The following is a 26180-nucleotide window of genomic DNA, read 5'->3' as shown; positions in this document are numbered from 1 at the left end:
TCCAGGCAGGCGTGGACCGGCAATTGTAGCGGCGGTCGCGGGGCGCCGCCCGGCTTACAGCCGCTGCACGCCGTGCACCACGCCCAGGCGCCGGGTGCGGCGGATCACGTCCGCCAGGTGCTTGCGGTTGCGCACCTCGATCGAGAAGCGGATCGCGGCGATGTTGCTGTCGCGCTCCAGGTAGTCCACCCCCTCGATATTGGAGTCGGCCTGGGCGATCGCCGCCGCTACCTGCGCCAGCACGCCCGGCCGGTTCTCGACCTCGATCCGCAGCGCCACGCTGTAGTCGCCCGAGACCTCGCGATCCCAACCGATCGACACCCAGCGATCGGGCGACTTGCGATAGTCGGCCAGGTTGCTGCATTCCAGGCGGTGGACGACCACGCCCTTACCTGCGGTGTGGTAGCCCATGATGTCGTCGCCCGGGATCGGCGTGCAGCAGTTGGCGAAGGCGATCACGCCGCGCTCGTTGCCGGTGATCAGGATGCTGTCGCCGGGCCGCGACGGGTCGGCGGCTTCGCGGGCGCCTTCGGTCTCCCCGCCGTGGCCATGCTGCGCCAGCGACTGCGCCACCTGGGCGGGCATGCGGTTGCCGAGGGCGATCTCGGCGAGGAGCTCCTCCAGGCGCGGGTAGCGGTACTCGGCCAGGAACGCGTCGAGGCGTTCGCCGGGCAGGCGCTCGAGCGAGCTGCCGATGTCTTCCAGCGCGCGGTCCAGCATGCGGTGGCCCAGCTGCACCGCGTCCTCGTGCTCGAGCTGCTTGAGCTGCTGGCGGATCGCGGTCCGCGCCTTGCTGGTGACGACGAATTCCAGCCACTGCGGCTTGGGCGCCGCCGACTTCGCGGTGATCGCCTCGGCCTGCTGGCCGCTGGCCAGCCTGGTGCGCAGCGGCACCAGCTTGCGGTCCACGCGCGCCGCCACCGCGTGGTTGCCGACGTCGGTGTGCACCGCATAGGCGAAATCGAGCGCAGTGGCGTTGCGCGGCAACGCCAGGATGTCGCCCTTGGGCGTGAACAGGTAGACCTCGTCGGGGAACAGGTCGACCTTGACGTTCTCCAGGAACTCCAGCGACGAACCGGTGGAACTCTGCGACTCGAGCAGGTTCGAGATCCAGGAGTGCGCGCGGGTCTGGGCGCTGGTCGGGCTGCCGCCATGCTTGTAGGCCCAGTGCGCGGCGATGCCGCGCTCGGCGATCAGGTCCATCTCCTCGGTACGGATCTGCACCTCGATCGGCGCCCCGTAGGGCCCGAACAGCACCGTGTGCAGCGACTGGTAGCCGTTCGCCTTGGGGATGGCGATGAAGTCGCGGAAGCGCCCGTCGAGCGGCTTGTAGACCGAGTGCGCCACCCCGAGCGCGTGGTAGCACTCGGCCACCGTACGCACGATCACCCGGAAGCCGAACACGTCCATCACCTGGTCGAAGGTCTTTCCCTCGGCCTGCATCTTGTTGTAGATGCTCCAGGGCGACTTCACCCGGCCGACCAGGCGGTACTGCAGGCCCTCGTTGGTCAGGCGCTGGGCGAGCTGCGCCTCGATCTTGGCCAGGGATTCGCGGCGCACCAGCGGCTGGGCGCGGATGCGCTTCTGCAGCACCGCGTGGCGCATCGGATGCAGCGCGCGGAATCCGAGGTCCTGGAGCTCGGCCTTGATCAGGTTCATGCCCAGCCGCTGCGCGATCGGGGCATAGACCTCGAGGGTCTCGCGGGCGATCCGCTCCCTGGCCTCAGCCGACTGCGCCCCGAGCGTGCGCATGTTGTGCAGCCGGTCGCCGAGCTTGATCAGGATCACGCGCAGGTCGCGCGCCATCGCCAGCATCATCTTGCGGAAGCTCTCGGCGGCGGCTTCCTGGCGACTGCCGAAGTGCAGCTTGTCGAGCTTGGTGACGCCGTCGACCAGCTCGGCCACGGTCTCGCCGAACTCGCCCGCCAGGGCTTCGCGGGTCAGGGGGGTGTCCTCGATGGTGTCGTGCAGGATCGCTGCGACCAGGGTCTCGAGGTCGACCTTCTGCTCGGCCAGCACCCGCGCCACCGCCACCGGGTGGGTGATGTACGGCTCGCCGGACTTGCGCGTCTGCCCGGCGTGCGCCGCGGCGCCGACCGCCCACGCCCGCCGCAGCACCCGGCGCTGCCCGGCGGACAGGTAGCCGGTGGCCTGTTCGAGCGCGAGCATGTACTCGGGCACCGCGTCGTCGGCGGGGACCGGGCCGTTCTCCTGTGCGGTTTCGACCGGCGTCATCCGGCGAGCCTAAAGCGAAGGCCGGCGATGGGGAATAGGGAATGGGAAATCGCGAATGCGCACCCGCCCGCCCACCCTCTCCCGGCCCCAAAAAACTACGGCCCCGCGAAGCGGGGCCGTCGATTTCGGCCGGGAGGGTGCCACGGGGCGGCACGGGCGTCCGCGAATCGCCGGCGCTATTCCCGATTCCCGCTTCCCGTTTCCCGGCCCTACAGGTCGTCGCCCTTGGACAGATCGTCGTCGGCGACCACCTCGGCGGCGGCCCATTCCAGCGCCTCGCGCTCCTTGCGCTCGCGCTCGGCCTTGTCCACGGCCTCGATGTAGTCGTCGTCGATGCTGCGGGCGGCGATCTCGCGCAGCGCCAGCACGGTCGGCTTGTCGTCGTGCTCGCTGTTGTCCAGCTGCGCCTCGACGCCGTTGGCCAGCTGGCGCGCGCGCTTGGCGGCCATCATGACCAGTTCGAAACGGTTGTCGACCACTTCGAGGCAGTCTTCCACGGTAATGCGGGCCATAGCGGGCTCCCGGGCGACCGATGGGTCGCGCGAACGATGGTTGAGGGGACCGCGAACGATAGCCCAGCGGCCACTGGAACGCAAGGCTTGGCCTTGAAAATCAAAGAGTTGGGTCCATTCCTGTCGGTCGCGCAGCGGCCTAGGGCGCGTATTCCCCGGCGGATCCGGCCAGCAGCGCCGCGATCAGCGCCGCATGGCGGCCGGCCTGTTGCGGCCGCCGCAGCCGGCTGGCGACGAAGATGGCGCACATTTCGTCCACGGCGGTCGCGAAATCCTCGTTGACGATCACGTAATCGAATTCGTCGTGGTGCGACATCTCCTCGCGCGCTGCCGCCAGCCGCTGGCGGATGACCTCCTCGCTGTCCTGGCCGCGCTTGCGCATGCGCTCTTCCAGCGCCTCCCGCGACGGCGGCAGGATGAAGATGCTGACCGCCTCGGGCACCTGCCTGCGCACCTGGCGCGCGCCCTGCCAGTCGATCTCCAACAGCACGTCGCGCCCGGCCGCCAACTGCGGCTCGACCGATTGCCGGGCGGTGCCCTTCCAGTCGCCGTGCACCTGCGCGTACTCGAAGAAGTCGCCGGCATCGATCATCCGCCGGAACTCGTCCGCACCAATGAAATGGTAGTGCTCGGCGTGCCGCTCGCCCGGTCGCGGCGCGCGCGAGGTGAACGAGATCGACAGGCAGATATCGCGATCGCGCGCCAGGCAGGCGTTGACGATGCTGGACTTGCCGGCGCCGGAAGGCGCCGCGACGATGTAGAGGGTTCCGCGCATCAGGGCCGGGAATCGGAAATCGGGAATCGGGAATCGGTAAACGGGGTCAGCGATCGCCGCCGCAGCCGGCTGCGCCCCCATTCCGGGCCCGTTCTATTCTTGCTGCTCACCATTCCCGATTCCCCATTCCCGCTACTCGAGATTCTGCACCTGCTCGCGTACCTGGTCGATCAGCACCTTGAGATCGACGGCGGCCTGGGAGGTGCGGCGGTCCACCGATTTCGACCCCAGGGTGTTGGCCTCGCGGTTGAACTCCTGCAGCAGAAAATCCAGCCGCCGGCCCACCGGTTCGCGCTGTGCAAGCACCCTGCGGATCTCGTCGATGTGGCTGTCGAGCCGGTCGAGCTCCTCGTCGACGTCGAGCTTCTGCAGCCACAGCACCAGTTCCTGCTCCAGGCGTCCCGGATCGAGCGGCTGTGCCAGGTCGGCGACGCGCGCCTCCAGCCGCGCGCGCTGGCCTTCGCGGATCGCCGGCATCATCGTGCGCACCTCCGCGGCGATCCTGGCGATGCCGTCGACGCGCTCGCCGATCGCGGCCGCGAGCTTTCCGCCCTCGCGCTCGCGCGCCGCCACGAATGCCGCCAGCACCTCGTCCAGCAGGGCCATGGCCTCGGCCTGCATGGCGGCCGGATCGACGTCGCGCGACTGCAGCAACCCGGGGAACTGCAGCAGCGCGGTCAGTTCGGTGCGCAGCGTGGGCAGGCGCCGGTCCAGGGTGTCGGCAAGGGCCGCCAGCTGGTCGAGCATCGCCGTGTTCACCTGCAGCGAGTCCGCGCCTTCCGCCGGACGCAGGCGCAGCGCCAGGTCCAGCTTGCCGCGCGAGACCTGGGTCGCCACCCGTTCGCGCAGCAGCGGCTCGAAAGCGCGCAGCTCGTCCGGCGCGCGCACTCCCAGTTCGAGGAAGCGGTGGTTGACCCCGCGCAGTTCGCATCCCAGCGTGCCCCAGGGCGTGGCGCGCTCGCCCGAGGCGTAGGCGGTCATGCTTCTGGTCATGCGGGTCCGGGCTGCAGGGCGGCCCGGCAGTATGCCATCCGCGCCCCGGGCATGTGACGGACTGCTAGACTTTCCCGCCCGCAGCCCGGTATTCCTGCATGACCATTTCCCGTCCCAGCGGCCGCGCGCCGGACCAGCTGCGCGACATCGGCATCGAGCGCGGCTACACGGCGCACGCCGAAGGCTCGGTGCTGGTCTGCTTCGGGCAGACCCGGGTGCTCTGCACCGCGAGCGTCGAAAACCGCGTGCCGGCGTTCCTGCGCGGCAAGGGCGAAGGCTGGGTGACGGCCGAATACGGCATGCTGCCGCGCGCCACCCATACCCGCAGCGACCGCGAGGCCGCGCGCGGCAAGCAGGGCGGACGCACCCTGGAGATCCAGCGATTGATCGGCCGCTCGCTGCGCGCCTGCGTCGACCGCAAACTGCTGGGCGAGCGCACCATCACCCTCGACTGCGACGTGCTGCAGGCCGACGGCGGCACCCGCACCGCGGCGATCACCGGTGCCTACGTGGCCCTGGTCGACGCGGTGCGCTGGCTGCAGGCGCGCCGCGAGATCACCCGCGACCCGGTATTCGGCGCGGTCGCGGCCGTCTCGGTCGGCGTCTGGCGCGGCGTGCCGGTACTCGACCTTGACTACGCCGAGGACAGCGACTGCGACACCGACATGAACGTGGTCATGAACGACGGCGGCGGCTTCATCGAACTGCAGGGCACCGCCGAGGGACATGCATTCAGGCGCGAGGAACTCGACGCGATGACCGCACTGGCCGCCGCCGGCGTGACCGAACTGGTCGCCATGCAGCGCGAGGCGCTGGCGCGGTGAGCGCGACTGCCGCGCGGGCCGGCGGGGCGCGGCGATGATCCGGCCGGCGCCGGGGGCCGTGGCGGTGGACGGCTGCGACGCCGGATTCGCAAGGAACGTGCACGTGCGGGGCCCGACGCGGCCGGAGGGCTCGCCGCCGACGCGCGGAAAGCGCCCGGAACCGCGGCGGCTGCGCCCGTGAAGCTTGTGATCGCCAGCGGCAACCGCGGCAAGCTGGCCGAGTTCCGCGACCTGCTCGGCGACGATGGCATCGAGTTCGTCGCCCAGGGCGAACTGGGCGTGCGCGACGTCGAGGAAACCGGCCTCAGCTTCGTCGAGAACGCCGTGCTCAAGGCGCGCAATGCCGCGCGCGCCACCGGGCTGCCGGCGCTCGCCGACGATTCCGGCCTCTGCGTCGATGCGCTGGACGGCGCCCCGGGGCTGTACTCGGCCCGCTATGCCGGAGGCCACGGCGACGACGCGGCGAACATCGCCGCGCTGCTCGCGGCGCTGGCCGGGGTGCCTGCTCCGCGCCGCAGCGCCTGTTTCCATGCGGTGATCGTGGTGCTGCGCCATGCGCACGACCCGCGGCCGCTGATCGCCGAGGGAAGCTGGCGGGGCCGGATCCTGGAGGCGCCCCGCGGCACCGGCGGATTCGGCTACGATCCGGTGTTCCTCGATCCCGGCTCCGGGCTGTCCGCCGCCGAGCTCGAACCGGCGCGCAAGCACCGCATCAGCCACCGCGGCCGCGCCCTGGCGGCACTGCGGCCGCTGCTGTCCGGCGCGTTCGACCAGGGGGAGCCGCCATGTTCGTGATCATCTGGCAATACCAGGTCCGTCCCGGTGCCGAGGACGCGTTCCGCGCCCTCCATGGCCCGCAGGGCGGCTGGGCGACGCTGTTCCGGGAGTATGCGGGCTACCTCGGCACCGAGCTCCTGGTCGATACCGGCACCGGGCCGTGGGTGACGATCGACCGCTGGGACTCGGAGGCGGCCTACGCGGCCTGCCTGGAGGCTTCGCGCGAGGCCTATGCCCGGATCGACGCCGAGGGGGATGCGCTGACCGAGCACGAGCGCTGCCTCGGCCGCTACCGGACGCCATGCTGACCGCACCGCCGCTGTCGCTCTATGTGCACCTGCCCTGGTGCGTGCGCAAATGCCCCTACTGCGACTTCAACTCGCACCAGGCGCGCAGCGCCCTGCCGTTCGACGCCTATGTCGACGCGCTGCTCGCCGATCTCGAACACGACCTGCCCCTCGCCTGGGGACGCACCGTGCATTCGGTGTTTTTCGGTGGTGGCACCCCGAGCCTGTTCCCCGCGGCGGCAATCGATCGCTTCCTGCAGGGCGCCGCCGCTCGGCTGCGCTTCGCGCCCGGGCTGGAGATCACCCTGGAAACCAATCCCGGAACCGCCGAGCACGGCCGCTTCGGGGACTACCGTGCCGCCGGGGTCAACCGCATCAGCTTCGGCGTCCAGAGCTTCGACGACGGCTGCCTGCGCAGGCTCGGCCGCATCCACGACGGCGCCGATGCCGAAGCGGCGGTGAAGCTGGCCCAGGATGCCGGCTACGACAACCTCAACCTCGACCTCATGTACGCCCTGCCCGCGCAGTCGCTGGCGATGGCCGAGCGCGATCTCGAGCTCGCGCTGGCGCTGGCGCCGGCGCACGTCTCGCACTACCAGCTCACCCTGGAGCCCAATACCGTCTTCGCCGCTCGGCCGCCGCCGGACCTGCCGGACGAAGACCTCGCCTGGGACATGCAGGAGCGCTGCCAGGCTCTGCTGGCGGCGGCCGGCTACGCCCAGTACGAGACATCCGCGTATGCGCGCCCGGGTCAAGAGTGCGTTCACAACCTCAACTACTGGCGCTACGGCGACTACATCGGCATCGGCGCCGGCGCCCACGGCAAGTTGACCCTCGGCGCCGCCCAGTCGATCCGCCGGCGCTGGCGCGTCCGCCACCCCACCGCCTGGCTGGCGACCGCGGGCGGCGCGCCGGCCCTCGGCGGCGACGATGCGGTCGAGCCGGCGCAGCGACCGTTCGAGTACATGCTCAACGTGCTGCGGCTGCGCGAAGGCTTCCTGCCCGGCGACTTCGAGGCGCGCACCGGCCTGCCCCGCACGGCGATCCAGGCCCCGCTTGAGCAGGCGCGCCGGCGCGGCTGGCTCATCGAGGAAGGCGGGCGCATACTTCCGACCGCGCTGGGGGGGCGCTTCGCCAATGACGTCATGCAGCTGTTCCTGCCGGAGTCCGGCACGGGACCATCCACCGGGCCGGAGCGCGACCGCTGAGGGCGGAACGCGCCTGCGCGCGCATGACGACGGTTGGCCGCAGCCGCGAGGCGTGGTAAGAATCGTGACCGACTCCGCATTCGCGGCCGCCCCATGACCACACTCCGGGACACCGGCAACCCGCGCAGCCTGGCTTCGGCCGGGCTTCCGGCGCGCGTGCGCCGGATCCTGGAACGCACGCTGGCGCTGCTGTCCGAGGAGCTCGACCACGGCATGGGCCGGATGCTCCAGGAATTCGAGCGCGAACTGTTCCGGCTCGCCGACGTGGCCCGCAACCCGGGCTCGGAATCCGGCTACATGCAGGCCCTGCGCAGCTTCCGCCTCAACCGTGCCGACCTGGTGCCGCGCTTCATGGTGGAGCTGGAGTCGGCGCTGGCCGGCGTGCGCAGTCCGGGCGAGGCGCCTGCGGCGCGCGGCGGCGAGGAAATCAGCTTCCGCAACCTGGCCCTGGTCGAGGACACGGTGATGGACGAGGACACCGTGCTGCGCGAGGTGGCCAGCCGCCAGGAGAACCGCGCCACCCTCGCCCTGCACCTGCTCGGGCAGCGCTTCGGCGTGCTCGCCGGCGCGCCCGCATTCGATGCGGGACGCCTGCCGCTGGGGCCGCAGACGCTGTGCCGCACCATGCGCAACGCCGCGGTGGACCTGGAGATCAACTACGACGCACGGCTGCTGCTGTACCGGATGTTCGACCGCCAGGTGATGGCCGGCTACCCGCAGCTGCTCGAGCGCGTCAACGACCTGCTGGCCGCCGAGGGGGTACTGCCGGCACTGACCTTCGTGCCGGTACGGGCCCGCCCGGGCGCCGCCGAGCCGGTGCCCGCGACGCCGGCGACCGGCACCAGGACGGCCGCACCCCGGGGTGGCGCGCAGCCGCCGGCGCCCAAGTCCGGCCCTGCGCTGCCGGAAGCGCTGCGACCGCATACCGCGTGGATGGGCGAAGCCCGCCCGCCCGCCGAGCGCGACGACGACGACTCGGCGTTCGCCATGCTCCAGCAGCTGCTGTCCGGCCGCCGCGAACTGATCGGCAAGCTGCGCTCGGAACCCCCGCCGCAAAGCCGCCAGCAACTGAGCACGCCCGACCTGATCGACGCGCTCAAGACCCTGCAGCGGCAACCCTCGTCGGCCAAGGGCCGCGGGGGCGTCGCGGAGATCAAGCAGGCGGTCCTGGCCCGGACGCGCCAGCAACGCGGCGCCGGCGCCGCGCTGGCGCCGGAGGACAACGACACGTTCGAACTGCTGGGCCTGCTGTACGGCCAGATCGAGAACGAAATCCGCGCCGACGCCCCGACCTCGGCCCTGGTCCGCGAGCTGCAACTGCCTCTGCTGCGGGTGGCGCTGCGGGACCGGGCATTCTTCCTGCACGCGGACCATCCCGCCCGGCAGTTGCTCAATACGGTGGCGGAGAGCGCGGCGCGCTGGATGGACCGCAACGAGCTCGACCCGCAGCTGGTGCAGCCGATGCGCCAGGTGGTGGCCGACGTGGTCGAACGGTTCGACGACGATCCCGCGGTGTTCTCCGAGGCCAACAGCCAGCTGCAGGAACACCTGCAGGTGCAGGTGCGCAAGGCGGAGATGCTGGAACGGCGCCACGTCGAGGCCGCCCGCGGCAAGGAGAAGCTGGAAGTCGCCAAGATGCGCGCCGGCGAGGCACTCGAACAGGCCATCGGCGACCAGCGCCTGCCCAAGTTCGTGCGCGCCCTGCTCAACCAGGCCTGGGCGGACGTGCTGACCCTCACCCTGCTGCGCCATGGCGAGGACTCCGACAGCTGGCGGCAGCAGCTCGACGCCACCCGCAGCATCATCGCCGCCTGCACCCAGGAACGGCCGGCCGCCGATCCGGAACTCGGCGGCCACGTCGAGACCTCGCTCGGGCTGGTCGGCTACCACGGCGAGGAGGCGACGGTCATCGCGCAGCGGCTCACCGGCCACGTCGACGACGAGGACGACGATCCGGCCTCGCGTACCGAGCTGGCGGTCAAGCTCAAGGCGCGGGTGCGCCTGGGCGAGGACAAGGCCAAGGCGGCGCGACCGAAACTGCCGCCGCGCACGCCGGTCGAACAGGCCCACTACGAACAATTGCGGGTGATGCCGTTCGGCGCCTGGATCGAGTTCGTCACCAACCAGCAGGGCGACGTGATCCGACGGCGCCTGTCCTGGTACAGCCCGCTCACCGACAATGCCCTGTTCGTCAACCAGCGCGGCCAGCGCGTCGACGAGCAATCGCTGGACAGCCTGTCGCGCATGTTCGCCAGCGGCCAGGCACGGCTGGTCACCGCGCAACGCGGGCGCCTGGTCGATCGCGCCTGGCAGGCCGCGGTGAGCGCCCTGCGCAGCTTCGCCGGGCGCGGCGACGGCGCCGCCGCTGCCGGAGCACCGGCATGACCCAGGAATTCCGCCGCGCGCGCCGCCGCAAGGCGCCGGATACCATCGTCGTCACCGACGCCATGACCGGCGACGTGGTCGGACGCATCGCCAACCTGTCCGAGACCGGCATGCTGCTGCTGGCCAACACCGAGCTGGTCAACGACGCGCTCTACCAGTTCCGCTTCACCCTGCCCGGCAGCCGGGAGCGACGCGACCATCCCCTGGAACTGGGGGCGCACCTGCTCTGGACCGACCAGGTCAGCGCCGCCGGGCAAGCCTGGACGGGACTGCGGTTCATCGGGCTCAACGACGAGCAGGCGCGACAGTTGCGCACCTGGGTCGACACGCCGGGCAGCCAGTACGTCTAGGGCCCGGCGGCGGCCCTGGCGACTTGGGCCGCCGTCGCGTCTGCGCGACAATGGGCCTTTCCGGCACCCGCGAGACCCGATGACTCCCGACCCCGCACCCCTTTATGCCGCGCATCTGGCCGTGATGCAGCAGCGCGCCGAGACCGCGCTCGAGCGCGGCGGTTTCGATCACCTGGTGATCCCCAGCGGCACCGTCCACTACCAGCTGTTCGACGATCGCGACTATCCCTACGCGGTCAACCCGCAGTTCAAGGCCTGGGCCCCGCTGACGCGCAATCCCGGCAGCTGGCTGGTGGTCACGCCCGGGCGACGGCCGAAGCTGGTGTACCTGCAGCCGTTCGACTACTGGCACGTGGTGCCGGACGCGCCTTCCGGGTATTGGGCCGAGCACTTCGAGCTGGTGGTGATCCGCAAGCCGGAGGAGGCGTCGCGGCACCTGCCGGCCGACGCCGCGCGCTGCGCGATCCTCGGCGAGGCACAGAGCGCGTTGGGCCAGTACGGCGCGTTCAAGCCCAACAATCCGCAGCCGGTGCTCGACCACCTCGACTACCATCGCGCCTTCAAGACGCCCTACGAGATCGCGATGCTGCGCCAGGCCACGCTGCGCGGCGTGCGCGGCCACCGCGCAGCCGAGCGCGCGTTCCGCGCCGGCGCCAGCGAGTTCGGCATCCACCTGGCGTACTGCCAGGCCGCCGGCCAGGACAGCGCCGAACTGCCCTACAGCAACATCGTGGCGCTCAACGCCCACGGCGCGGTGCTGCACTATACCGAGCGCGACCGCGTGCCGCCCAGGCCGCTGCGCAGCTTCCTGATCGACGCCGGCGCCAGCTTCGGCGGCTACGCCTGCGACATCACCCGCACTCATGCCGCCGACACCGACGGCGAATTCCAGCGGATGATCGACGCGGTGGACGCCGTGCAACAGCGGCTCTCGGCCGCCTTCGCCCCCGGTCGCGACTATCGCGAGCTGCACCTGCAGGCGCATCTGGAGCTTTCCGGCGTGCTGCACGAGTTCGGGATACTGACGATGTCCGCGGAGTCGGCGGTGGAGTCCGGGGTGAGCGCGAAGTTCTTCCCGCACGGGCTGGGACACGGCATCGGGCTGCAGGTGCACGACGTCGCCGGTTTCGCCGAATCCGAGCGCGGCGGCACCATCGCCAGGCCGGAAGGCCACCCCTACCTGCGGCTGACGCGGACCCTGGCCCCCGGGATGGTGGTGACCAACGAGCCTGGACTGTACTTCGCCGAGCTGCTGCTCGACGAACTGCGCCAGGGACCGCACGCCGGCGCGGTGGACTGGGAGCGCGTCGACGCCTTCCGTCCCTACGGCGGCATCCGCATCGAGGACGACATCGTGGTCACCGAGCGCGAGCCGCTCAACCTCACCCGCGAGGCGTTCGCCGACTGACCCCCGCGGGTCGGGCGCCCGCCATGAACGCCTCGATCTCGTCGGCGGACCGCGCCAGACCGTCGGTCAGCAACTCGTGGCCGTCGCGGGTCACCAGCAGATCGTCCTCGATGCGGATGCCGATGCCGCGCCACTTCGCCGCCACGCTGTCGTCGTCGGCCGGGACGTAGAGACCCGGCTCGACGGTGAAGGCCATGCCGGGCTCGAGCAGCCGCGATTGGCCGTCGACCCGATACTCGCCGACGTCGTGCACGTCCAGGCCGATCCAGTGCCCGGTCTTGTGCCGGAAGTAGCGCCGGTAGCCGCCGCTGGCCAGCTGCTTTTCGAGCCTGCCCTTGAGCAGGCCGAGCCGCAGCAGTCCCTCGGTGAGGGTCGCCACCGCGGCCTCGTGCACCGCGTCGTAGGGCACGCCCGGCCGTGCCTGCGCGATCCCAGCGGCCTGGGCCGCGGCCACGAGGTCGTGCAGCGCGCGCTGCGCCGGCGCGAAGCGGCCGTCCACCGGGAAGGTCCGGGTGATGTCGGCGGCGTATCCCCGGTACTCGGCGCCGGCATCGACCAGCACCAGTTCGCCGGCGGCGGCCCGGGCGGCGTTGGCGCGATAGTGCAGCACGCAGGCGTTGTTCCCGGCGCCGACGATGGTCTCGTAGGCGGGCACCGCGTCGCTGCGGCGGAATTCGTACTCGAGCGCGGCCTGCAGCTCGTACTCGTGCATGCCGGGGCGTGCTGCGCGCATCGCCGCCTGATGGGCGCGCACGCTGATCCTCGCCGCGCGGCGCATCAGCTTCACCTCGTCGCGCGACTTGAACAGGCGCATCTCGTCGAGCAGGTGCCCCAGTTCCAGGAACTCGTGCGGCGGCTGCGCACCGAGCCGCGCCTGGGCGCGCACGCGGTTGAGCCAGCCGATCAGCTTGAGATCGAATTCGGTGTCGCGGCCGAAGTGGTAGTAGACGCGGGTCCGGCCCTCGAGCAGGCCTGGCAGGATCTCGTCGAGGTCGTCGATCGGATAGGCATCGTCCATGCCCAGCACGTCCACCGCAGCGTCCGGACCGATGCGCGGTCCGTCCCAACCCTCGCGGTCGGGGTCGCGCTCGCGGCAGAACAGCAGCGACTCGCCATGGCTGCGGCCGGGCACCAGCACCAGCACCGCCTCCGGTTCGGCGAAACCGGCCAGGTACCAGAGATCTGAATCCTGGCGGTACGGATGGTGGGTATCGCGGCTGCGAACGCGTTCGGGCGCCGAGGGCACCACGACCATCGCGTCCGGACCCGCCATCCGCATCAGCTGGCGGCGGCGGCGCGCGTAGGCGGCGAGGGAGATGCCGGTGGTTCGGGTCATGCGGCGGTGCCGGGAGGCGGATGGCGAAGCGCCGTGCCGGCCGCCCGGTGCGCCATGCGCATCCAGGTCATCAGTTCAGTCGCTGCCGGTGGCGAGGGCCGAGCGCGCAGTCGCCGTGCAGCAGCAGCACCGCCACCCGCACGAACTCCTCTATCTCCGCCAGCGCGGCCTCGTCCTCCTGGTCGCCTCCCTCCTGCGGCGTGGCTGCGGCCAGCTTGGCGAGATCCGCGAGCGCCTCGCGCCCCTCTTCGGACAATGGAGGCGCCTGCCCGCCCGCCAGCCCGAACCCGCCCAGGAATCCGCGGCACCAGTCGAACAGCGCCGCACTGCGCTCGTACAGGGTCGCGTCGGCGTCGGGAAGCAGCAGCTGGAAGGCGAAGCTGCGGTCTTCCAGTTGGGTGACGCTGGCGCGGCGCAGTTGCTCGAGGGCGTCGCCGGGCTCCGGCACCGATTCGTCCACCAGGACCCGGTTCAGCCAGCCGGGGCCGTCCGCGCCGCCCCCCGCCAGCCAGCCGCACAGGCTGCCGTGCAGTTCGGTGGCAGCGATGCCCAGTCCGGCCGATCGGCATGCGCCGTGCACCTCGGCCAGGGAAGGAAGGGGTTCGGTCACGTCGCTGTTCGCCGCAAATCCTTGGAACGCCAGTGTACCAACGATGCCGGCGCCGGCTTGTTGACCGGCCCGGCGGGCGCCTACACTGGCCCGGCCGCAACTCTGCGGCACCCAGGGGCTGCAGTGCTGACCGATCCCGCCGACCCGCGCCTGCTGGGCGCTGCGATCGTCCTGTTGACGGCGCTCGCCGCGGCCCTGGCCTGGCTGCTGCGCCGCCGCGCGCAGCAGCGCCGGCGCATGAAGGCGCTGCGCGACCGCGAAGAACGCCTGATGATGGCGCTCTGGGCGACCGGCGAGCACTACTGGGAATACGACGTGGTCCAGGACCGCCTCCGGCTGCTGCAGGTCGAAGCAGGCCCACGCGACCGCTCCGACGTCATGGTCGAGCGGGTGTTCGATCCGGTGCGGCTGCTGCACCCGGACGACATCGAACCCGCGCGGCGGCAGTTGCAGCAGCACCTGGACGGCATCGACAGGAGCTTTCTGGCCGAGGCAAGGGTGCTGCTGGACGGACCCGATCCGGTCTGGGTGCGCGCCCGTGGGCGCGTGGTACGCCGCGACAGCAGCGGCAGGGCCCTGCGCGTGGCAGGCACCGCGCTCGACATCACCGACAGCCGGCAGGCCGACCGAGATCGTCGGATCGCCAGCGAGGTGCTGCACAGCATGAGCGAGGCGGTGTCCGTGGTCGACCGCGATTTCCACTTCGTCTCGGTCAATCCCGCCTTCCTGCGCATCACCGGATACGAGGAGCAGGAAGCGATCGGCGCCAATGCCGACCTGCTCGACAGCAGCCAGCACGACGCCGCGTTCTATGGCCATATCCGCAGGCAGCTGATCCGCCACGGCCGCTGGAGCGGCGAGATGTGGCAGCGGCGCAAGGACGGCGAGGAATTCCTCTGCTCGATCGAAGCCAGCCTGGTGTCGGGCGGCCACGAGAACGACGTGCTCTACGTCACCGTGCTCAACGACATCACCCGGCAGAAGCGCGCCGAGCAGGAGCTGCGCTACCTGGCGAACTTCGACACCCTGACCAATCTTCCGAACCGGGCGCTGCTGTCCGAACGCCTGTCGCGCGCGATCGTGCGCGCGCGCCGCCAGGGCAGCCGCATTGCCGTGCTGTTCCTCGACCTCGACCGCTTCAAGGACATCAACGATTCGCTCGGCCATGCCGCAGGCGACCGGATCCTGCGCGCGGCCGCCAAGCGGCTGCAGGACACCGTTGGCCAGCACCACACCGTGGCGCGACTGTCCGGGGACGAGTTCACCGTGGTGCTGGAGAATCTGGAAACGCCGGAAGCGGCCGAGCGCACCGCGCGCGAGATCATCATGGCCTTCGAGGCGCCGCTGCTGCTCGACGAGCGCCAGGAGATCGCGATCTCCACCTCGATCGGAATCAGCCTGTATCCCGACCACGGCCACGTGCCCACCGCCCTGCTCAAGCGCGCCGACACCGCCATGTACCAGGCCAAGGCCGCCGGCCGCCGCACCTTCATGCGCTACGACGATGCGATGGACGTGGCCACGCGGCAGCGCGCCACGCTGTCGGGGGCGCTGCGCAAGGTGCTCGACCGCGGCGAGCTGCGACTGGCCTTCCAGCCGCGCCTCGCCCTGGCCGACTCGCGGATCACCGGGGTCGAAGCGCTGCTGCGCTGGTCCAGCGACGAGCACGGCGAGATCGCCCCGGCGGACTTCATCCCGCTCGCCGAGGAGAGCGGCCTGATCCTGGAGATCGGCGAATGGGTGCTTCGCGAGGCCTGCCTGACCCTACGCCGCTGGCAGCAGCACGGGCTGGGCGGCCTGACGGTCGCGGTGAACGTCTCGGTGCTGCAACTGCTGCGCGGCGACTTCCCGGGAGTGGTGCAGCGGGTGCTGGCCGACGTCGGCCTGGCCCCGGAGGCGCTAGAGCTGGAGCTGACCGAAAGCGTGCTCATGGCCAACGCCGAGCAGACCGCCGCCAAGCTGCAGGCGTTCCGGACCCTCGGCGTGTCGCTGGCGATCGACGACTTCGGCACGGGCTACTCCTCGCTGGCCTACCTCAAGCGCCTGCCGATCACCACGATCAAGATCGACAAGGCCTTCATCGACGACCTCAGTCACGACCCGGAGGACGCCGCCATCACCAGCACGGTGATCACCATGGCCCACTCGCTGGGCCTGAACGTGGTCGCCGAGGGGGTGGAGACCGAAGCCCAGCTGCGATTCCTGTCGCAGCACCGATGCGACGAGATCCAGGGCTTCTGGCTGGCCCAACCCCTCGACCCGCACGCCTGCCTCGCCTTCATCCGCAACTGGACCCGGGCGCAGGACGCGGGCCGTCGCCAGATGCCCTCCGTCTCGCCTTGACCGCCCCCCGCCGCCTGCCTATCTTGCCGTGATGGAAAACCAGGATCCGATCGCCCAGCTGCACGCCATGGTCGCGCGCATCGACGAACTGGTCGATCGCGCCCGCCGGCTGTCCGAAGAGAACCGCAGCCTGCGGCAGCAGCACGAGCAGCTCGCCAGCGACCGCTCGCAGCTGCTGGCCAAGAACGAACAGGCACGCTCGCGCGTGGAGGCGATGATCGCGCGGCTCAAGTCCCTGGAGCAGCACACGTGAGCGCCTCCGAGCCGGTCAACGTCCGCGTGCTGGACCGCGAGTACACCGTCGGCGTGGAGGCCGACGGCCGCGACGCGCTGATGTCGGCGGCGCGGCTGCTCGACACCAGGATGCGCGAGGTGCGCGGCGCCAACCGCATGGCCGCGGTCGACCGCGTCGCCGTGCTCGCCGCCCTGAACCTGGCCCACGAGCTCGAGCAGCTGCGCAACGAGCAGGGGCGACGCGAGCGCGAACTGGCGCGTGCGCTGGGGGAACTGCAGCGCAGGCTCGACGCAGCAGCGGACGTCGGCTGACCACTGCACCTTGCCCCGCGCACGCCACGACCGCAACGTCGGTGCCGCCGATAAGCGCCGACTTGAACGGCGACGCAATCGCGTCGTCCTCCTGCCGACAAACGGACTTGGCGGACCGACCGTCCGGGCTATACTGGCGCTGCGTCCTCTGCCGTGTTCGACGGCGTGCGCAAACATTCGCCTTGTCCCTTAACGACGACCTCGGGGACGCAGCGGTTTCCGGGTGTGCATGTCCGCCTCGCAGCGGGAAGCCCGATGGAAGCACGGCGTTCCCACTTGAACCCCGGGTTCAAGGTCGTTTCGCGCGCATCGCCATGGCGGAGGACGTACCTCTTTTCCGCGCGGGCTTCTTGCCCGCGCCGCAGCGCCCGCTGGCGGCGCAGTCCCTCGGGGCTTTGCCGCCGGCGCGCCGGCGGGCACAATCCCGGCTGGCCTTCCTGCGTTCCGCCAGATGACCGACGACCGCGCGGCCCTTCGCCGCGACCTGCGCGATCGGCGACGCGCGATTCCCGCCGCCGCCCGCATCGCCGCTGCCGAGGCGCTCGCGCAGCGCCTGCTTGCGTTTCCCGATCTCCCCGGGAGCGGATACGCCGCGGGGTACTGGGCCAGCGACGGCGAGATCGCCCTGCACGTCTGGCAGCTGCGGCTGCCCCCGCCGCTGGTGTACTGCCTGCCGGTCCTCTGCGAGGACTCGCGGCTGCGCTTCGCGCCGTGGCGGGCGGGAGATCCGCTCGTCGCCAATCGCTACGGGATCCCGGAGCCCGACGTCGCGCCCGCATCGCTGATCGGCGGCGAAGCGCTGGCCCTGGCGATCCTGCCGCTGGTGGGATTCGACGCCGCCGGCAACCGGCTCGGCATGGGCGCCGGCTGGTACGATCGCACCTTCGCCTTCCGTCGCGAATCCGGAGCGCCGCCGCTGCTGGTGGGCGCCGCGTTCGAGGCGCAGCGCGTCGCGGCCCTGCCGGCAGCGGACTGGGACGTCCCGGTCGACGCGGTCTGCACCGAATCCGCCACCCACCCGCGCCCTGGCAGCACATGACCACCCGCAAACGCTACTGGCTGATGAAGTCCGAACCGGACGACTTCTCGATCGACGACCTCGAGCGCGTCGGCACCGAGCCGTGGACCGGGGTACGCAACTACCAGGCGCGCAACTTCATGCGCGACGGCATGCGCCCCGGCGACGGGGTCCTGTTCTACCACTCGAGCACCGCAATCCCCGGCATCTACGGGGTCGCCGAGGTAGCCACGGCCGCATACCCAGACCCGACCCAGTTCGATCGCCGTTCCAAATACTTCGACGAAAAGTCCACCCGCGAGGAGCCGCGCTGGTTTCTGGTGGACGTGCGCTTCGTGCGAAAACTGGAGCGGGCGGTGCCGTTGGACGAGATCCGCGCGCATGCGGCGCGGCTCGGCGAGGACTTCGCGTTGATCCGCAGGGGCACGCGCCTGTCGGTGCTGCCGGTGACCGCCGCGCAGTGGAAACTCCTGCTCGCACTGGAATGACCGGAGCCATCATGTCCGCAGCGAAACGCCTCGCCGGCGAAAAGGCCATCGACTACGTCGAGGACGGCATGATCGTGGGGGTCGGCACCGGTTCGACGGTGACCTACTTCATCGACGCGCTCGGACGGATGCGCGACCGCATCGCCGGCGCCGTCTCCAGTTCGGAACAGAGCACCGAACGCCTGCGTAGCCACGGCATCGAGGTCATGGACCTGAACGCGGTCGGGCCGCTGCCGCTCTACGTCGACGGCGCCGACGAATGCGATCCGCACAAGCGCCTGATCAAGGGCGGCGGCGCAGCCCTGACGCGGGAAAAGATCATCGCCGAGGCCAGCGAGCGCTTCGTCTGCATCATCGACCCGGCCAAGCAGGTCCCGGTGCTCGGCCGTTTTCCGCTGCCGGTGGAAGTGATCCCGATGGCCCGCAGCCTGGCGGCGCGGGCGATCCTCGCAGCCACGGGCGGCCAGCCCGTCTGGCGCGAGGGCACCGTGACCGACAACGGCAACTGGATCCTGGACGTGCACGGGCTGGCGATCGCCGAGCCGCTGGTGGTGGAACGCGAACTCAACCAGATTCCCGGGGTCGTCGCCGTTGGACTGTTCGCACGCCGCCCGGCTGACATCGTCATCGTCGGTGGCGAGCCCCCGCAGCTGCTCTGAGTCAGCCAGCCGCACGGCCCCAAACCGGCCTGGGAGTCGAACGCACTTGCTTGGTCGGATAACGGACCGCTCCTGAGCGGCCACTCCCGCGAAGGCGGGAAGACGATACCCGACGCATCGCCGCTGGGGGTGGGCTCGACTTTTCGTTGCCGGTAGCGATCCGCCTCCAGGTTCGCGGGATAGTCGACTCCGACCCGATTTCGTTCGCACAAAGAAGAAACCCCGCAGCCAGGCTGCGGGGTTTCCGGGTAAAAACCCTGGCGATGACCTACTCTCGCATGCTGAGTGCACACTACCATCGGCGCGTACGCGTTTCACTTCCGAGTTCGGAATGGGATCGGGTGGTTCCACGCAGCTATTGTCACCAGGGAGAGGGTGGAGGGTCGCGGGTCGCTCCGACGGCAGCTGCCGAGGGAGCGATCGCGCTCACGCTCTCGTAGGGTGGGACGTAGCGAAGCTCTGGTCCGAACGTCGACGCGTCGTCGAGTCCAAGGCCACTTGAGGTTATATGGTCAAGCCGCACGGATCATTAGTACTGGTTAGCTCAACACATTGCTGTGCTTACACACCCAGCCTATCAACCACCTGGTCTTGATGGTTCCTTTAGGGGAGTCAAGCTCCCGGGAGATCTCATCTTGAGGCACGCTTCCCGCTTAGATGCTTTCAGCGGTTATCGTTTCCGAACATAGCTACCCGGCAGTGCCACTGGCGTGACAACCGGAACACCAGAGGTTCGTCCACTCCGGTCCTCTCGTACTAGGAGCAGCCCCTCTCAAATCTCCAACGCCCATGGCAGATAGGGACCGAACTGTCTCACGACGTTCTGAACCCAGCTCGCGTACCACTTTAAATGGCGAACAGCCATACCCTTGGGACCGACTACAGCCCCAGGATGTGATGAGCCGACATCGAGGTGCCAAACACCGCCGTCGATATGAACTCTTGGGCGGTATCAGCCTGTTATCCCCGGAGTACCTTTTATCCGTTGAGCGATGGCCCTTCCATACAGAACCACCGGATCACTAAGACCTACTTTCGTACCTGCTTGATCCGTCGATCTTGCAGTCAAGCACGCTTATGCCTTTGCACACAGTGCGCGATGTCCGACCGCGCTGAGCGTACCTTCGTGCTCCTCCGTTACTCTTTGGGAGGAGACCGCCCCAGTCAAACTACCCACCATACACGGTCCCCGACCCGGATTACGGGCCCAGGTTAGAACGTCAAGCACGACAGGGTGGTATTTCAAGGTTGGCTCCACGACAGCTAGCGCCATCGCTTCAAAGCCTCCCACCTATCCTACACAGACGAACTCAACGTTCAGTGTAAAGCTATAGTAAAGGTTCACGGGGTCTTTCCGTCTTGCCACGGGAACGCTGCATCTTCACAGCGATTTCAATTTCACTGAGTCTCGGGTGGAGACAGCGCCGCCATCGTTACGCCATTCGTGCAGGTCGGAACTTACCCGACAAGGAATTTCGCTACCTTAGGACCGTTATAGTTACGGCCGCCGTTTACCGGGGCTTCGATCAAGAGCTTCGCCTTGCGGCTGACCCCATCAATTAACCTTCCGGCACCGGGCAGGCGTCAGACCCTATACGTCCACTTTCGTGTTTGCAGAGTCCTGTGTTTTTGATAAACAGTCGCAGCGGCCTGGTCACTGCGGCCCCCGATCGCTATAGCCCGCATGGGCCACGACCAAGGGCGCACCTTCTCCCGAAGTTACGGTGCTATGTTGCCTAGTTCCTTCACCCGAGTTCTCTCAAGCGCCTGAGAATTCTCATCCTGCCCACCTGTGTCGGTTTACGGTACGGTCTGCATAAGCTGAAGCTTAGGGGCTTTTCCTGGAAGCGTGGGATCAGTGACTTCGTCCAATAGGACTCGTCTCGGTGCTCGGTCTTGAAGGGGCCCGGATTTGCCTAAGCCCCAAACCTACCTCCTTTCCCCGGGACAACCAACGCCCGGTACACCTACCCTTCTCCGTCCCCCCATCGCACTTATGCGAGGTGCTGGAATATTAACCAGCTTCCCATCGACTACGCATTTCTGCCTCGCCTTAGGGGCCGACTCACCCTGCGCCGATTAACGTTGCGCAAGGAAACCTTAGGCTTTCGGCGTGCGGGCTTTTCACCCGCATTATCGTTACTCATGTCAGCATTCGCACTTCCGATACCTCCAGCGGACTTCTCAATCCACCTTCAACGGCTTACGGAACGCTCCTCTACCGCGCACAAACAAGTTTGTGCACCCCAAGCTTCGGTTCATCGCTTAGCCCCGTTAAATCTTCCGCGCAGACCGACTCGACCAGTGAGCTATTACGCTTTCTTTAAAGGGTGGCTGCTTCTAAGCCAACCTCCTGGCTGTCTGTGCCTTTCCACATCGTTTCCCACTTAGCGATGAATTTGGGACCTTAGCTGTGGGTCTGGGTTGTTTCCCTTTTCACGACGGACGTTAGCACCCGCCGTGTGTCTCCCATGCAGTCCGTCTCGGTATTCGGAGTTTGCCATGGTTTGGTAAGTCGCGATGACCCCCTAGCCATAACAGTGCTCTACCCCCGAGAGGATTCACATGAGGCGCTACCTAAATAGCTTTCGAGGAGAACCAGCTATCTCCGGGTTCGATTAGCTTTTCACTCCTAATCACACCTCATCCCCTACCTTTGCAACGGGAGTGGGTTCGGGCCTCCAGTTGATGTTACTCAACCTTCACCCTGGGCATGACTAGATCACCCGGTTTCGGGTCTACTGCCCGCGACTATGCGCCCTTATCAGACTCGGTTTCCCTTCGCCTCCCCTATACGGTTAAGCTCGCCACGAACAGTAAGTCGCTGACCCATTATACAAAAGGTACGCAGTCACCCCGAAGGGCTCCTACTGCTTGTACGCACACGGTTTCAGGGTCTATTTCACTCCCCTCGCCGGGGTTCTTTTCGCCTTTCCCTCACGGTACTGGTTCACTATCGGTCGGTCAGGAGTATTTAGCCTTGGAGGATGGTCCCCCCATGTTCAGACAGGGTTTCACGTGCCCCGCCCTACTCATTTTTCATCGAAATGGCCCTTTCGCATACAGGGCTGTCACCTTCTATGGCCAGTCGTTCCAGACTGTTTTGCTAGAACCAATTCGACTTTTGGGCTGTTCCCCGTTCGCTCGTCGCTACTCAGGGAATCTCGGTTGATTTCTTTTCCTACGGTTACTTAGATATTTCAGTTCACCGCGTTCGCCTCGTACAGCTATGTATTCACTGCACGATACCTCTTGCGAGGTGGGTTTCCCCATTCGGACATTGCCGGATCAAAGCTTGTTGCCAGCTCCCCGACACTTTTCGCAGGCTGCCACGTCCTTCATCGCCTCTGACCGCCAAGGCATCCACCGTGTGCGCTTATTCGCTTGACCATATAACCCCAAGTCGCCTCGGGGCCACATCGTTGCGAATATCAACGACATTCAAGTTTCATTTCAGGGGCTCGAAGCCCCCGCCTTAGCCTCTACGACACGTCTGGACATTCGTCTCAAACGCTTCGCTACATCCCGATTTTCAAAGATCATCGCAACGGCTTCAGCGCCGCTGCGCATCAATTCTTGAGTGTGTGCAGGTCATCCAGTGTTCTTTGCGGGAGTCGCATCGATGGTGGGTCTGGGAGGACTCGAACCACCGACCTCACCCTTATCAGGGGTGCGCTCTAACCACCTGAGCTACAGACCCGAAGATGCTCGCCCTCGGGTCCGGCCAACCAGGCCGACGCACGAGGAAGTCCGCATGACCGGGGGAGCGTGGTGGAGCCAGTCGGGATCGAACCGACGACCCCCTGCTTGCAAAGCAGGTGCTCTCCCAGCTGAGCTATGGCCCCGTAAGGGACGCTCCCGCGGCAGACATGCTTGACATGTCGCCGGGAACTACTGGATGCAGGTCACTTGTGCGGACGCCTGGACAGGCGTATGCCGTCCGGTTCTCTAAAGGAGGTGATCCAGCCGCACCTTCCGATACGGCTACCTTGTTACGACTTCACCCCAGTCATCGGCCACACCGTGGCAAGCGCCCTCCTTGCGGTTAGGCTACCTGCTTCTGGTGCAACAAACTCCCATGGTGTGACGGGCGGTGTGTACAAGGCCCGGGAACGTATTCACCGCAGCAATGCTGATCTGCGATTACTAGCGATTCCGACTTCACGGAGTCGAGTTGCAGACTCCGATCCGGACTGAGAGAAGGTTTCTGGGATTGGCTTGCCCTCGCGGGTTTGCAGCCCTCTGTCCTTCCCATTGTAGTACGTGTGTAGCCCTGGCCGTAAGGGCCATGATGACTTGACGTCATCCCCACCTTCCTCCGGTTTGTCACCGGCGGTCTCCTTAGAGTTCCCACCATTACGTGCTGGCAACTAAGGACAAGGGTTGCGCTCGTTGCGGGACTTAACCCAACATCTCACGACACGAGCTGACGACAGCCATGCAGCACCTGTGTCACGGTTCCCGAAGGCACCAATCCATCTCTGGAAAGTTCCGTGCATGTCAAGGCCAGGTAAGGTTCTTCGCGTTGCATCGAATTAAACCACATACTCCACCGCTTGTGCGGGCCCCCGTCAATTCCTTTGAGTTTCAGTCTTGCGACCGTACTCCCCAGGCGGCGAACTTAACGCGTTAGCTTCGATACTGAGTTCCTAGTTGAACCCAACATCCAGTTCGCATCGTTTAGGGCGTGGACTACCAGGGTATCTAATCCTGTTTGCTCCCCACGCTTTCGTGCCTCAGTGTCAGTACTGGTCCAGGTGGCCGCCTTCGCCACGGATGTTCCTCCCGATCTCTACGCATTTCACTGCTACACCGGGAATTCCGCCACCCTCTACCGTACTCTAGCCCGCCAGTATCCAATGCAATTCCCAGGTTGAGCCCAGGGCTTTCACATCAGACTTAACGAACCACCTACGCACGCTTTACGCCCAGTAATTCCGAGTAACGCTTGCACCCTTCGTATTACCGCGGCTGCTGGCACGAAGTTAGCCGGTGCTTATTCTTTGGGTACCGTCAGAACAACCGGGTATTAACCGATTGCTTTTCTTTCCCAACAAAAGGGCTTTACAACCCGAAGGCCTTCTTCACCCACGCGGCATGGCTGGATCAGGCTTGCGCCCATTGTCCAATATTCCCCACTGCTGCCTCCCGTAGGAGTCTGGACCGTGTCTCAGTTCCAGTGTGGCTGATCATCCTCTCAGACCAGCTACGGATCGTCGCCTTGGTGGGCCTTTACCCCGCCAACTAGCTAATCCGACATCGGCTCATCTATCTGCGCGAAGCCCGAAGGTCCTCCGCTTTCACCCGTAGGTCGTATGCGGTATTAGCGTAAGTTTCCCTACGTTATCCCCCACAAATAGGCAGATTCCGATGCATTACTCACCCGTCCGCCACTCGCCACCCAGGGAGCAAGCTCCCCTGTGCTGCCGTTCGACTTGCATGTGTTAGGCCTGCCGCCAGCGTTCACTCTGAGCCAGGATCAAACTCTTCACTTAAGTATTGCGACTTCGTCCCGAAGGACTCGGTCAATTGCTTGAGTGCAGTCGTCGCTCCTGAGCCCCAAATTACTCGCTTGCATTTGCATGCATTTGAATTGACTTGTTGCTCTGTTACGAACGTCTGCAAGTTGGATGGTCATCCACCCGCCAGACGCCCGCACAAGTCACCTGCGCACACTGTCAAAGAACTTCGGGATCAGGCCTCAGCGCCTGGATCCGCAATCCTCGACTTCCGCCGAGGTGAGCCGCCCATCTTAGCGCGACTTTGGCTTTCGTCAACACCCATTTCGGGGCGACCTTGCCATCCGTTCAACGTTCCGGCCCGAAGGCGCTTCCCGTCGAGGGAGCCGCACATTCTAGCGCGGTTTCGGAGAACGTCAACACCTCACGATGGTCGATTCTCCGCCCCGTCCCGGGAGCCGGCGAGCCGGCCGCTCCGTCGCGGGGGGCGCATTGTGCACTGGTTGCGATGGCCTGGGAAGGGGGTCCAGCGGCTTCCGGCCTGGATTCTTCTTGACGCAGCGCGCCCGCCTGCAGGATCGTCGCCTGGACACGCCCCCAAGACCCGGACCACTTCCCCCATGCCGACCTTCCGACACCTGATCCTGCCGCTGGTCCTCCTGCTCTGCGCGGCTTGCGCCAGCGCCCGCGAACCGTGGGTGGAAGTGGGCGGGCACCGCTACCTGGTGGAAATCGCGGCCGACGACCAGTCCCGGGCCCGCGGCCTCATGTTCCGCGACGCCCTGGACGCTGGCCGCGGGATGCTGTTCATCCACGAGCGCGAGGAGCGCCAGGCCTACTGGATGAAGAACACGCGCATTCCCCTGGACATCCTGTACTTCGACAACGGGCTGCGCCTGGTTTCGCAACAGCGCGACGTTCCCCCCTGCGTCAGCGGCGTGGGTTGCCCCGCGTACCCGAGTTCGGCGCCGGCACGCTACGTGCTGGAGCTGAATGCGGGCGAAGCGGCGCGGCTGGGCCTGCGCGACGGCGACGAACTCCGGCTCGGCCCGGGCATCGCCGAAGCCCGCTGATCCGCCCGCGCCTTGCGCTACGCAGGCATGCGGCGCAGGCTTGGGCCATGGACCGCGAATCCCCGCTGCCGGACTGGGACAGGCTGGCCGCGCTAGACGACGCCTCGATCCCCCTGCTCGGCACCGCGCTGCTGATCGCCCGCGACGAATACCCCGACCTCGATCCCCGGCAATACGACGGCGTGCTCCAGCGCCACGTCGAACAGCTGCGTCCGCGCCTCGGGTCGATTCCGCTATGGCCGCTGAAGATGCTGGCCGTCAACGAATACCTGTTCGACGAGGTCGGATACAGCGGCAACCACGACGAGTACTACGACCCGCGCAACAGCTATCTCAACGAGGTGTTCGAACGGCGCCTGGGCATTCCGATCTCGCTGGCGCTGGTGCAGATGGAAGTCGCCAGGCGCCTGGGCATGCCGCTGGACGGGGTGTCGTTTCCCGGCCACTTCCTGGTGCGGCTGCCGGTGGACGACGGCCTGCTGGTGATGGATCCGTTCAATCGCGGCCGCCCGCTCGACGTCGACGAACTGCGCGAACGCGCGCGACCGCACGTGGGCGGAAGCGCGATCGACGACCACGTGCTGCAGCAGATCCTGCATCCCGCCTCCCACCGCGCGATCCTCGGCCGAATGCTGCGCAACCTGCACGGCGTGTACGCCGAGAGCGGCGACTGGGCGCGCGCCGTGCGCTGCGCCGACCGCGTGCTCAAGCTGCTGCCCGACGATGCCGAGGCGCTGCGCGACCGTGGGCTCGGCTACCTGCAGCTCGACTACCGCCGCGGCGCGCGCCAGGACCTCGGACGCTATCTGCTGCTGGCGCCCGACGCGCCCGACGCCCGGGCGATGCGCGAGTACCTGATCGAGGCGAGCGGCGACCCCGGGCGCCTGAATTGAC

The 26180-nt window shown here is 67.6% G+C and carries 21 protein-coding genes, 2 tRNA genes, 3 rRNA genes and 1 other RNA gene; 16 read left to right on the top strand and 11 right to left on the bottom strand.

Annotated elements, in window-relative coordinates:
• Positions 1–54 precede the first annotated feature (54 nt).
• The 4 genes from H0E84_RS17650 to H0E84_RS17635 all read right to left on the bottom strand — a co-directional run bounded on the left by H0E84_RS17650 (position 55) and on the right by H0E84_RS17635 (position 4515).
• A complete protein-coding gene (locus H0E84_RS17650) occupies positions 55–2235 on the bottom strand; it encodes a RelA/SpoT family protein (protein WP_180679964.1) in 2181 nt (726 codons plus the stop codon).
• A gap of 209 nt (positions 2236–2444) precedes the next feature.
• Positions 2445–2747: a DNA-directed RNA polymerase subunit omega gene (rpoZ, locus tag H0E84_RS17645; protein ID WP_180679963.1), complete on the bottom strand. Its 303-nt coding sequence runs from the start codon at positions 2745–2747 to the stop codon at positions 2445–2447.
• Between the two features lie 139 nt (positions 2748–2886).
• Entirely contained in the window at positions 2887–3522 is a 636-nt protein-coding gene (gene gmk / locus H0E84_RS17640) for a guanylate kinase (RefSeq protein WP_180679962.1), read from the bottom strand.
• Between the two features lie 132 nt (positions 3523–3654).
• Positions 3655–4515: a YicC/YloC family endoribonuclease gene (locus H0E84_RS17635; protein WP_180679961.1), complete on the bottom strand. Its 861-nt coding sequence runs from the start codon at positions 4513–4515 to the stop codon at positions 3655–3657.
• 98 nt (positions 4516–4613) lie between these two features.
• On the opposite strand from H0E84_RS17635, the gene rph reads away from it, so the two are divergent.
• The 7 genes from rph (at position 4614) to pepQ (ending at position 11754) form a co-directional block, all read left to right on the top strand.
• Complete coding sequence (rph, locus tag H0E84_RS17630; protein WP_180679960.1) at positions 4614–5339, top strand: ribonuclease PH; 726 nt, start codon at positions 4614–4616, stop codon at positions 5337–5339.
• Positions 5340–5516: 177 nt separating this feature from the next.
• The gene (gene rdgB, locus H0E84_RS17625; RefSeq protein ID WP_180679959.1) at positions 5517–6134 is read left to right on the top strand and encodes an RdgB/HAM1 family non-canonical purine NTP pyrophosphatase; all 618 of its coding nucleotides are present in this window, start codon (positions 5517–5519) and stop codon (positions 6132–6134) included.
• Positions 6125–6424 (top strand): antibiotic biosynthesis monooxygenase family protein, encoded by a 300-nt coding sequence (locus H0E84_RS17620; protein WP_180679958.1) that lies wholly within the window; start codon positions 6125–6127, stop codon positions 6422–6424. Before rdgB ends, H0E84_RS17620 begins: the two co-directional genes overlap by 10 nt.
• Complete coding sequence (hemW, locus tag H0E84_RS17615; RefSeq protein WP_180679957.1) at positions 6418–7611, top strand: radical SAM family heme chaperone HemW; 1194 nt, start codon at positions 6418–6420, stop codon at positions 7609–7611. The genes H0E84_RS17620 and hemW overlap by 7 nt, the downstream gene beginning before the upstream one ends.
• 93 nt (positions 7612–7704) lie before the next feature.
• Complete coding sequence (locus H0E84_RS17610) at positions 7705–9996, top strand: DUF1631 domain-containing protein (protein WP_180679956.1); 2292 nt, start codon at positions 7705–7707, stop codon at positions 9994–9996.
• The gene (locus H0E84_RS17605; RefSeq protein WP_180679955.1) at positions 9993–10346 is read left to right on the top strand and encodes a PilZ domain-containing protein; all 354 of its coding nucleotides are present in this window, start codon (positions 9993–9995) and stop codon (positions 10344–10346) included. Before H0E84_RS17610 ends, H0E84_RS17605 begins: the two co-directional genes overlap by 4 nt.
• A gap of 79 nt (positions 10347–10425) precedes the next feature.
• Positions 10426–11754 carry a Xaa-Pro dipeptidase gene (gene pepQ / locus H0E84_RS17600; RefSeq protein WP_180679954.1) on the top strand — a complete coding sequence of 443 codons (1329 nt, stop codon included), beginning with the start codon at positions 10426–10428 and terminating at the stop codon, positions 11752–11754.
• Here pepQ and H0E84_RS17595 read toward each other — a convergent pair.
• Positions 11729–13090 (bottom strand): aminopeptidase P N-terminal domain-containing protein, encoded by a 1362-nt coding sequence (locus H0E84_RS17595; protein WP_180679953.1) that lies wholly within the window; start codon positions 13088–13090, stop codon positions 11729–11731. The genes pepQ and H0E84_RS17595 overlap by 26 nt on opposite strands.
• 70 nt (positions 13091–13160) lie before the next feature.
• Entirely contained in the window at positions 13161–13700 is a 540-nt protein-coding gene (locus H0E84_RS17590; protein ID WP_180679952.1) for a UPF0149 family protein, read from the bottom strand.
• 123 nt (positions 13701–13823) lie between these two features.
• On the opposite strand from H0E84_RS17590, the gene H0E84_RS17585 reads away from it, so the two are divergent.
• From H0E84_RS17585 to rpiA, 7 genes are all read left to right on the top strand, one after another.
• Complete coding sequence (locus tag H0E84_RS17585) at positions 13824–16043, top strand: putative bifunctional diguanylate cyclase/phosphodiesterase (RefSeq protein WP_345776342.1); 2220 nt, start codon at positions 13824–13826, stop codon at positions 16041–16043.
• A 31-nt stretch (positions 16044–16074) separates the two neighbouring features.
• Complete coding sequence (locus tag H0E84_RS17580; RefSeq protein ID WP_180679951.1) at positions 16075–16296, top strand: TIGR02449 family protein; 222 nt, start codon at positions 16075–16077, stop codon at positions 16294–16296.
• On the top strand, positions 16293–16589 hold the full coding sequence (locus H0E84_RS17575; RefSeq protein WP_180679950.1) for a cell division protein ZapA: 297 nt from the start codon (positions 16293–16295) through the stop codon (positions 16587–16589). The genes H0E84_RS17580 and H0E84_RS17575 overlap by 4 nt, the downstream gene beginning before the upstream one ends.
• A 142-nt stretch (positions 16590–16731) precedes the next feature.
• Positions 16732–16917: non-coding RNA, 6S RNA (ssrS, locus tag H0E84_RS17570), on the top strand.
• A 123-nt stretch (positions 16918–17040) separates the two neighbouring features.
• Entirely contained in the window at positions 17041–17628 is a 588-nt protein-coding gene (locus H0E84_RS17565) for a 5-formyltetrahydrofolate cyclo-ligase (RefSeq protein WP_180679949.1), read from the top strand.
• Positions 17625–18095: an EVE domain-containing protein gene (locus tag H0E84_RS17560; protein WP_180679948.1), complete on the top strand. Its 471-nt coding sequence runs from the start codon at positions 17625–17627 to the stop codon at positions 18093–18095. Before H0E84_RS17565 ends, H0E84_RS17560 begins: the two co-directional genes overlap by 4 nt.
• Before the next feature lie 11 nt (positions 18096–18106).
• Complete coding sequence (gene rpiA / locus H0E84_RS17555; RefSeq protein WP_180679947.1) at positions 18107–18754, top strand: ribose-5-phosphate isomerase RpiA; 648 nt, start codon at positions 18107–18109, stop codon at positions 18752–18754.
• 255 nt (positions 18755–19009) lie between these two features.
• Here rpiA and rrf read toward each other — a convergent pair.
• From rrf to H0E84_RS17530, 5 genes are all read right to left on the bottom strand, one after another.
• A 5S ribosomal RNA gene (rrf, locus tag H0E84_RS17550) occupies positions 19010–19123 on the bottom strand.
• 139 nt (positions 19124–19262) lie between these two features.
• Positions 19263–22144, bottom strand: a 23S ribosomal RNA gene (locus tag H0E84_RS17545).
• A 233-nt stretch (positions 22145–22377) separates the two neighbouring features.
• Positions 22378–22454, bottom strand: a tRNA-Ile gene (locus H0E84_RS17540).
• A 69-nt stretch (positions 22455–22523) separates the two neighbouring features.
• Positions 22524–22599: transfer RNA gene (locus H0E84_RS17535), tRNA-Ala, on the bottom strand.
• 105 nt (positions 22600–22704) lie between these two features.
• Positions 22705–24249: ribosomal RNA gene (locus H0E84_RS17530) — 16S ribosomal RNA — on the bottom strand.
• Together the 16S, 23S and 5S rRNA genes with 2 tRNA genes alongside form the textbook arrangement of a ribosomal RNA operon.
• 584 nt (positions 24250–24833) lie before the next feature.
• Here H0E84_RS17530 and H0E84_RS17525 point away from each other — a divergent pair.
• Together H0E84_RS17525 and H0E84_RS17520 are read left to right on the top strand one after the other, a co-directional pair.
• Positions 24834–25286 carry a DUF192 domain-containing protein gene (locus H0E84_RS17525; protein WP_180679946.1) on the top strand — a complete coding sequence of 151 codons (453 nt, stop codon included), beginning with the start codon at positions 24834–24836 and terminating at the stop codon, positions 25284–25286.
• 47 nt (positions 25287–25333) lie between these two features.
• Complete coding sequence (locus H0E84_RS17520) at positions 25334–26179, top strand: SirB1 family protein (protein WP_180679945.1); 846 nt, start codon at positions 25334–25336, stop codon at positions 26177–26179.
• The last annotated feature ends 1 nt before the right edge of the window (position 26180 follow it).

This window comes from Luteimonas salinisoli, assembly GCF_013425525.1.
GTDB lineage: Bacteria > Pseudomonadota > Gammaproteobacteria > Xanthomonadales > Xanthomonadaceae > Luteimonas > Luteimonas salinisoli.
This window is presented reverse-complemented; position numbering and strand designations above follow the sequence as displayed.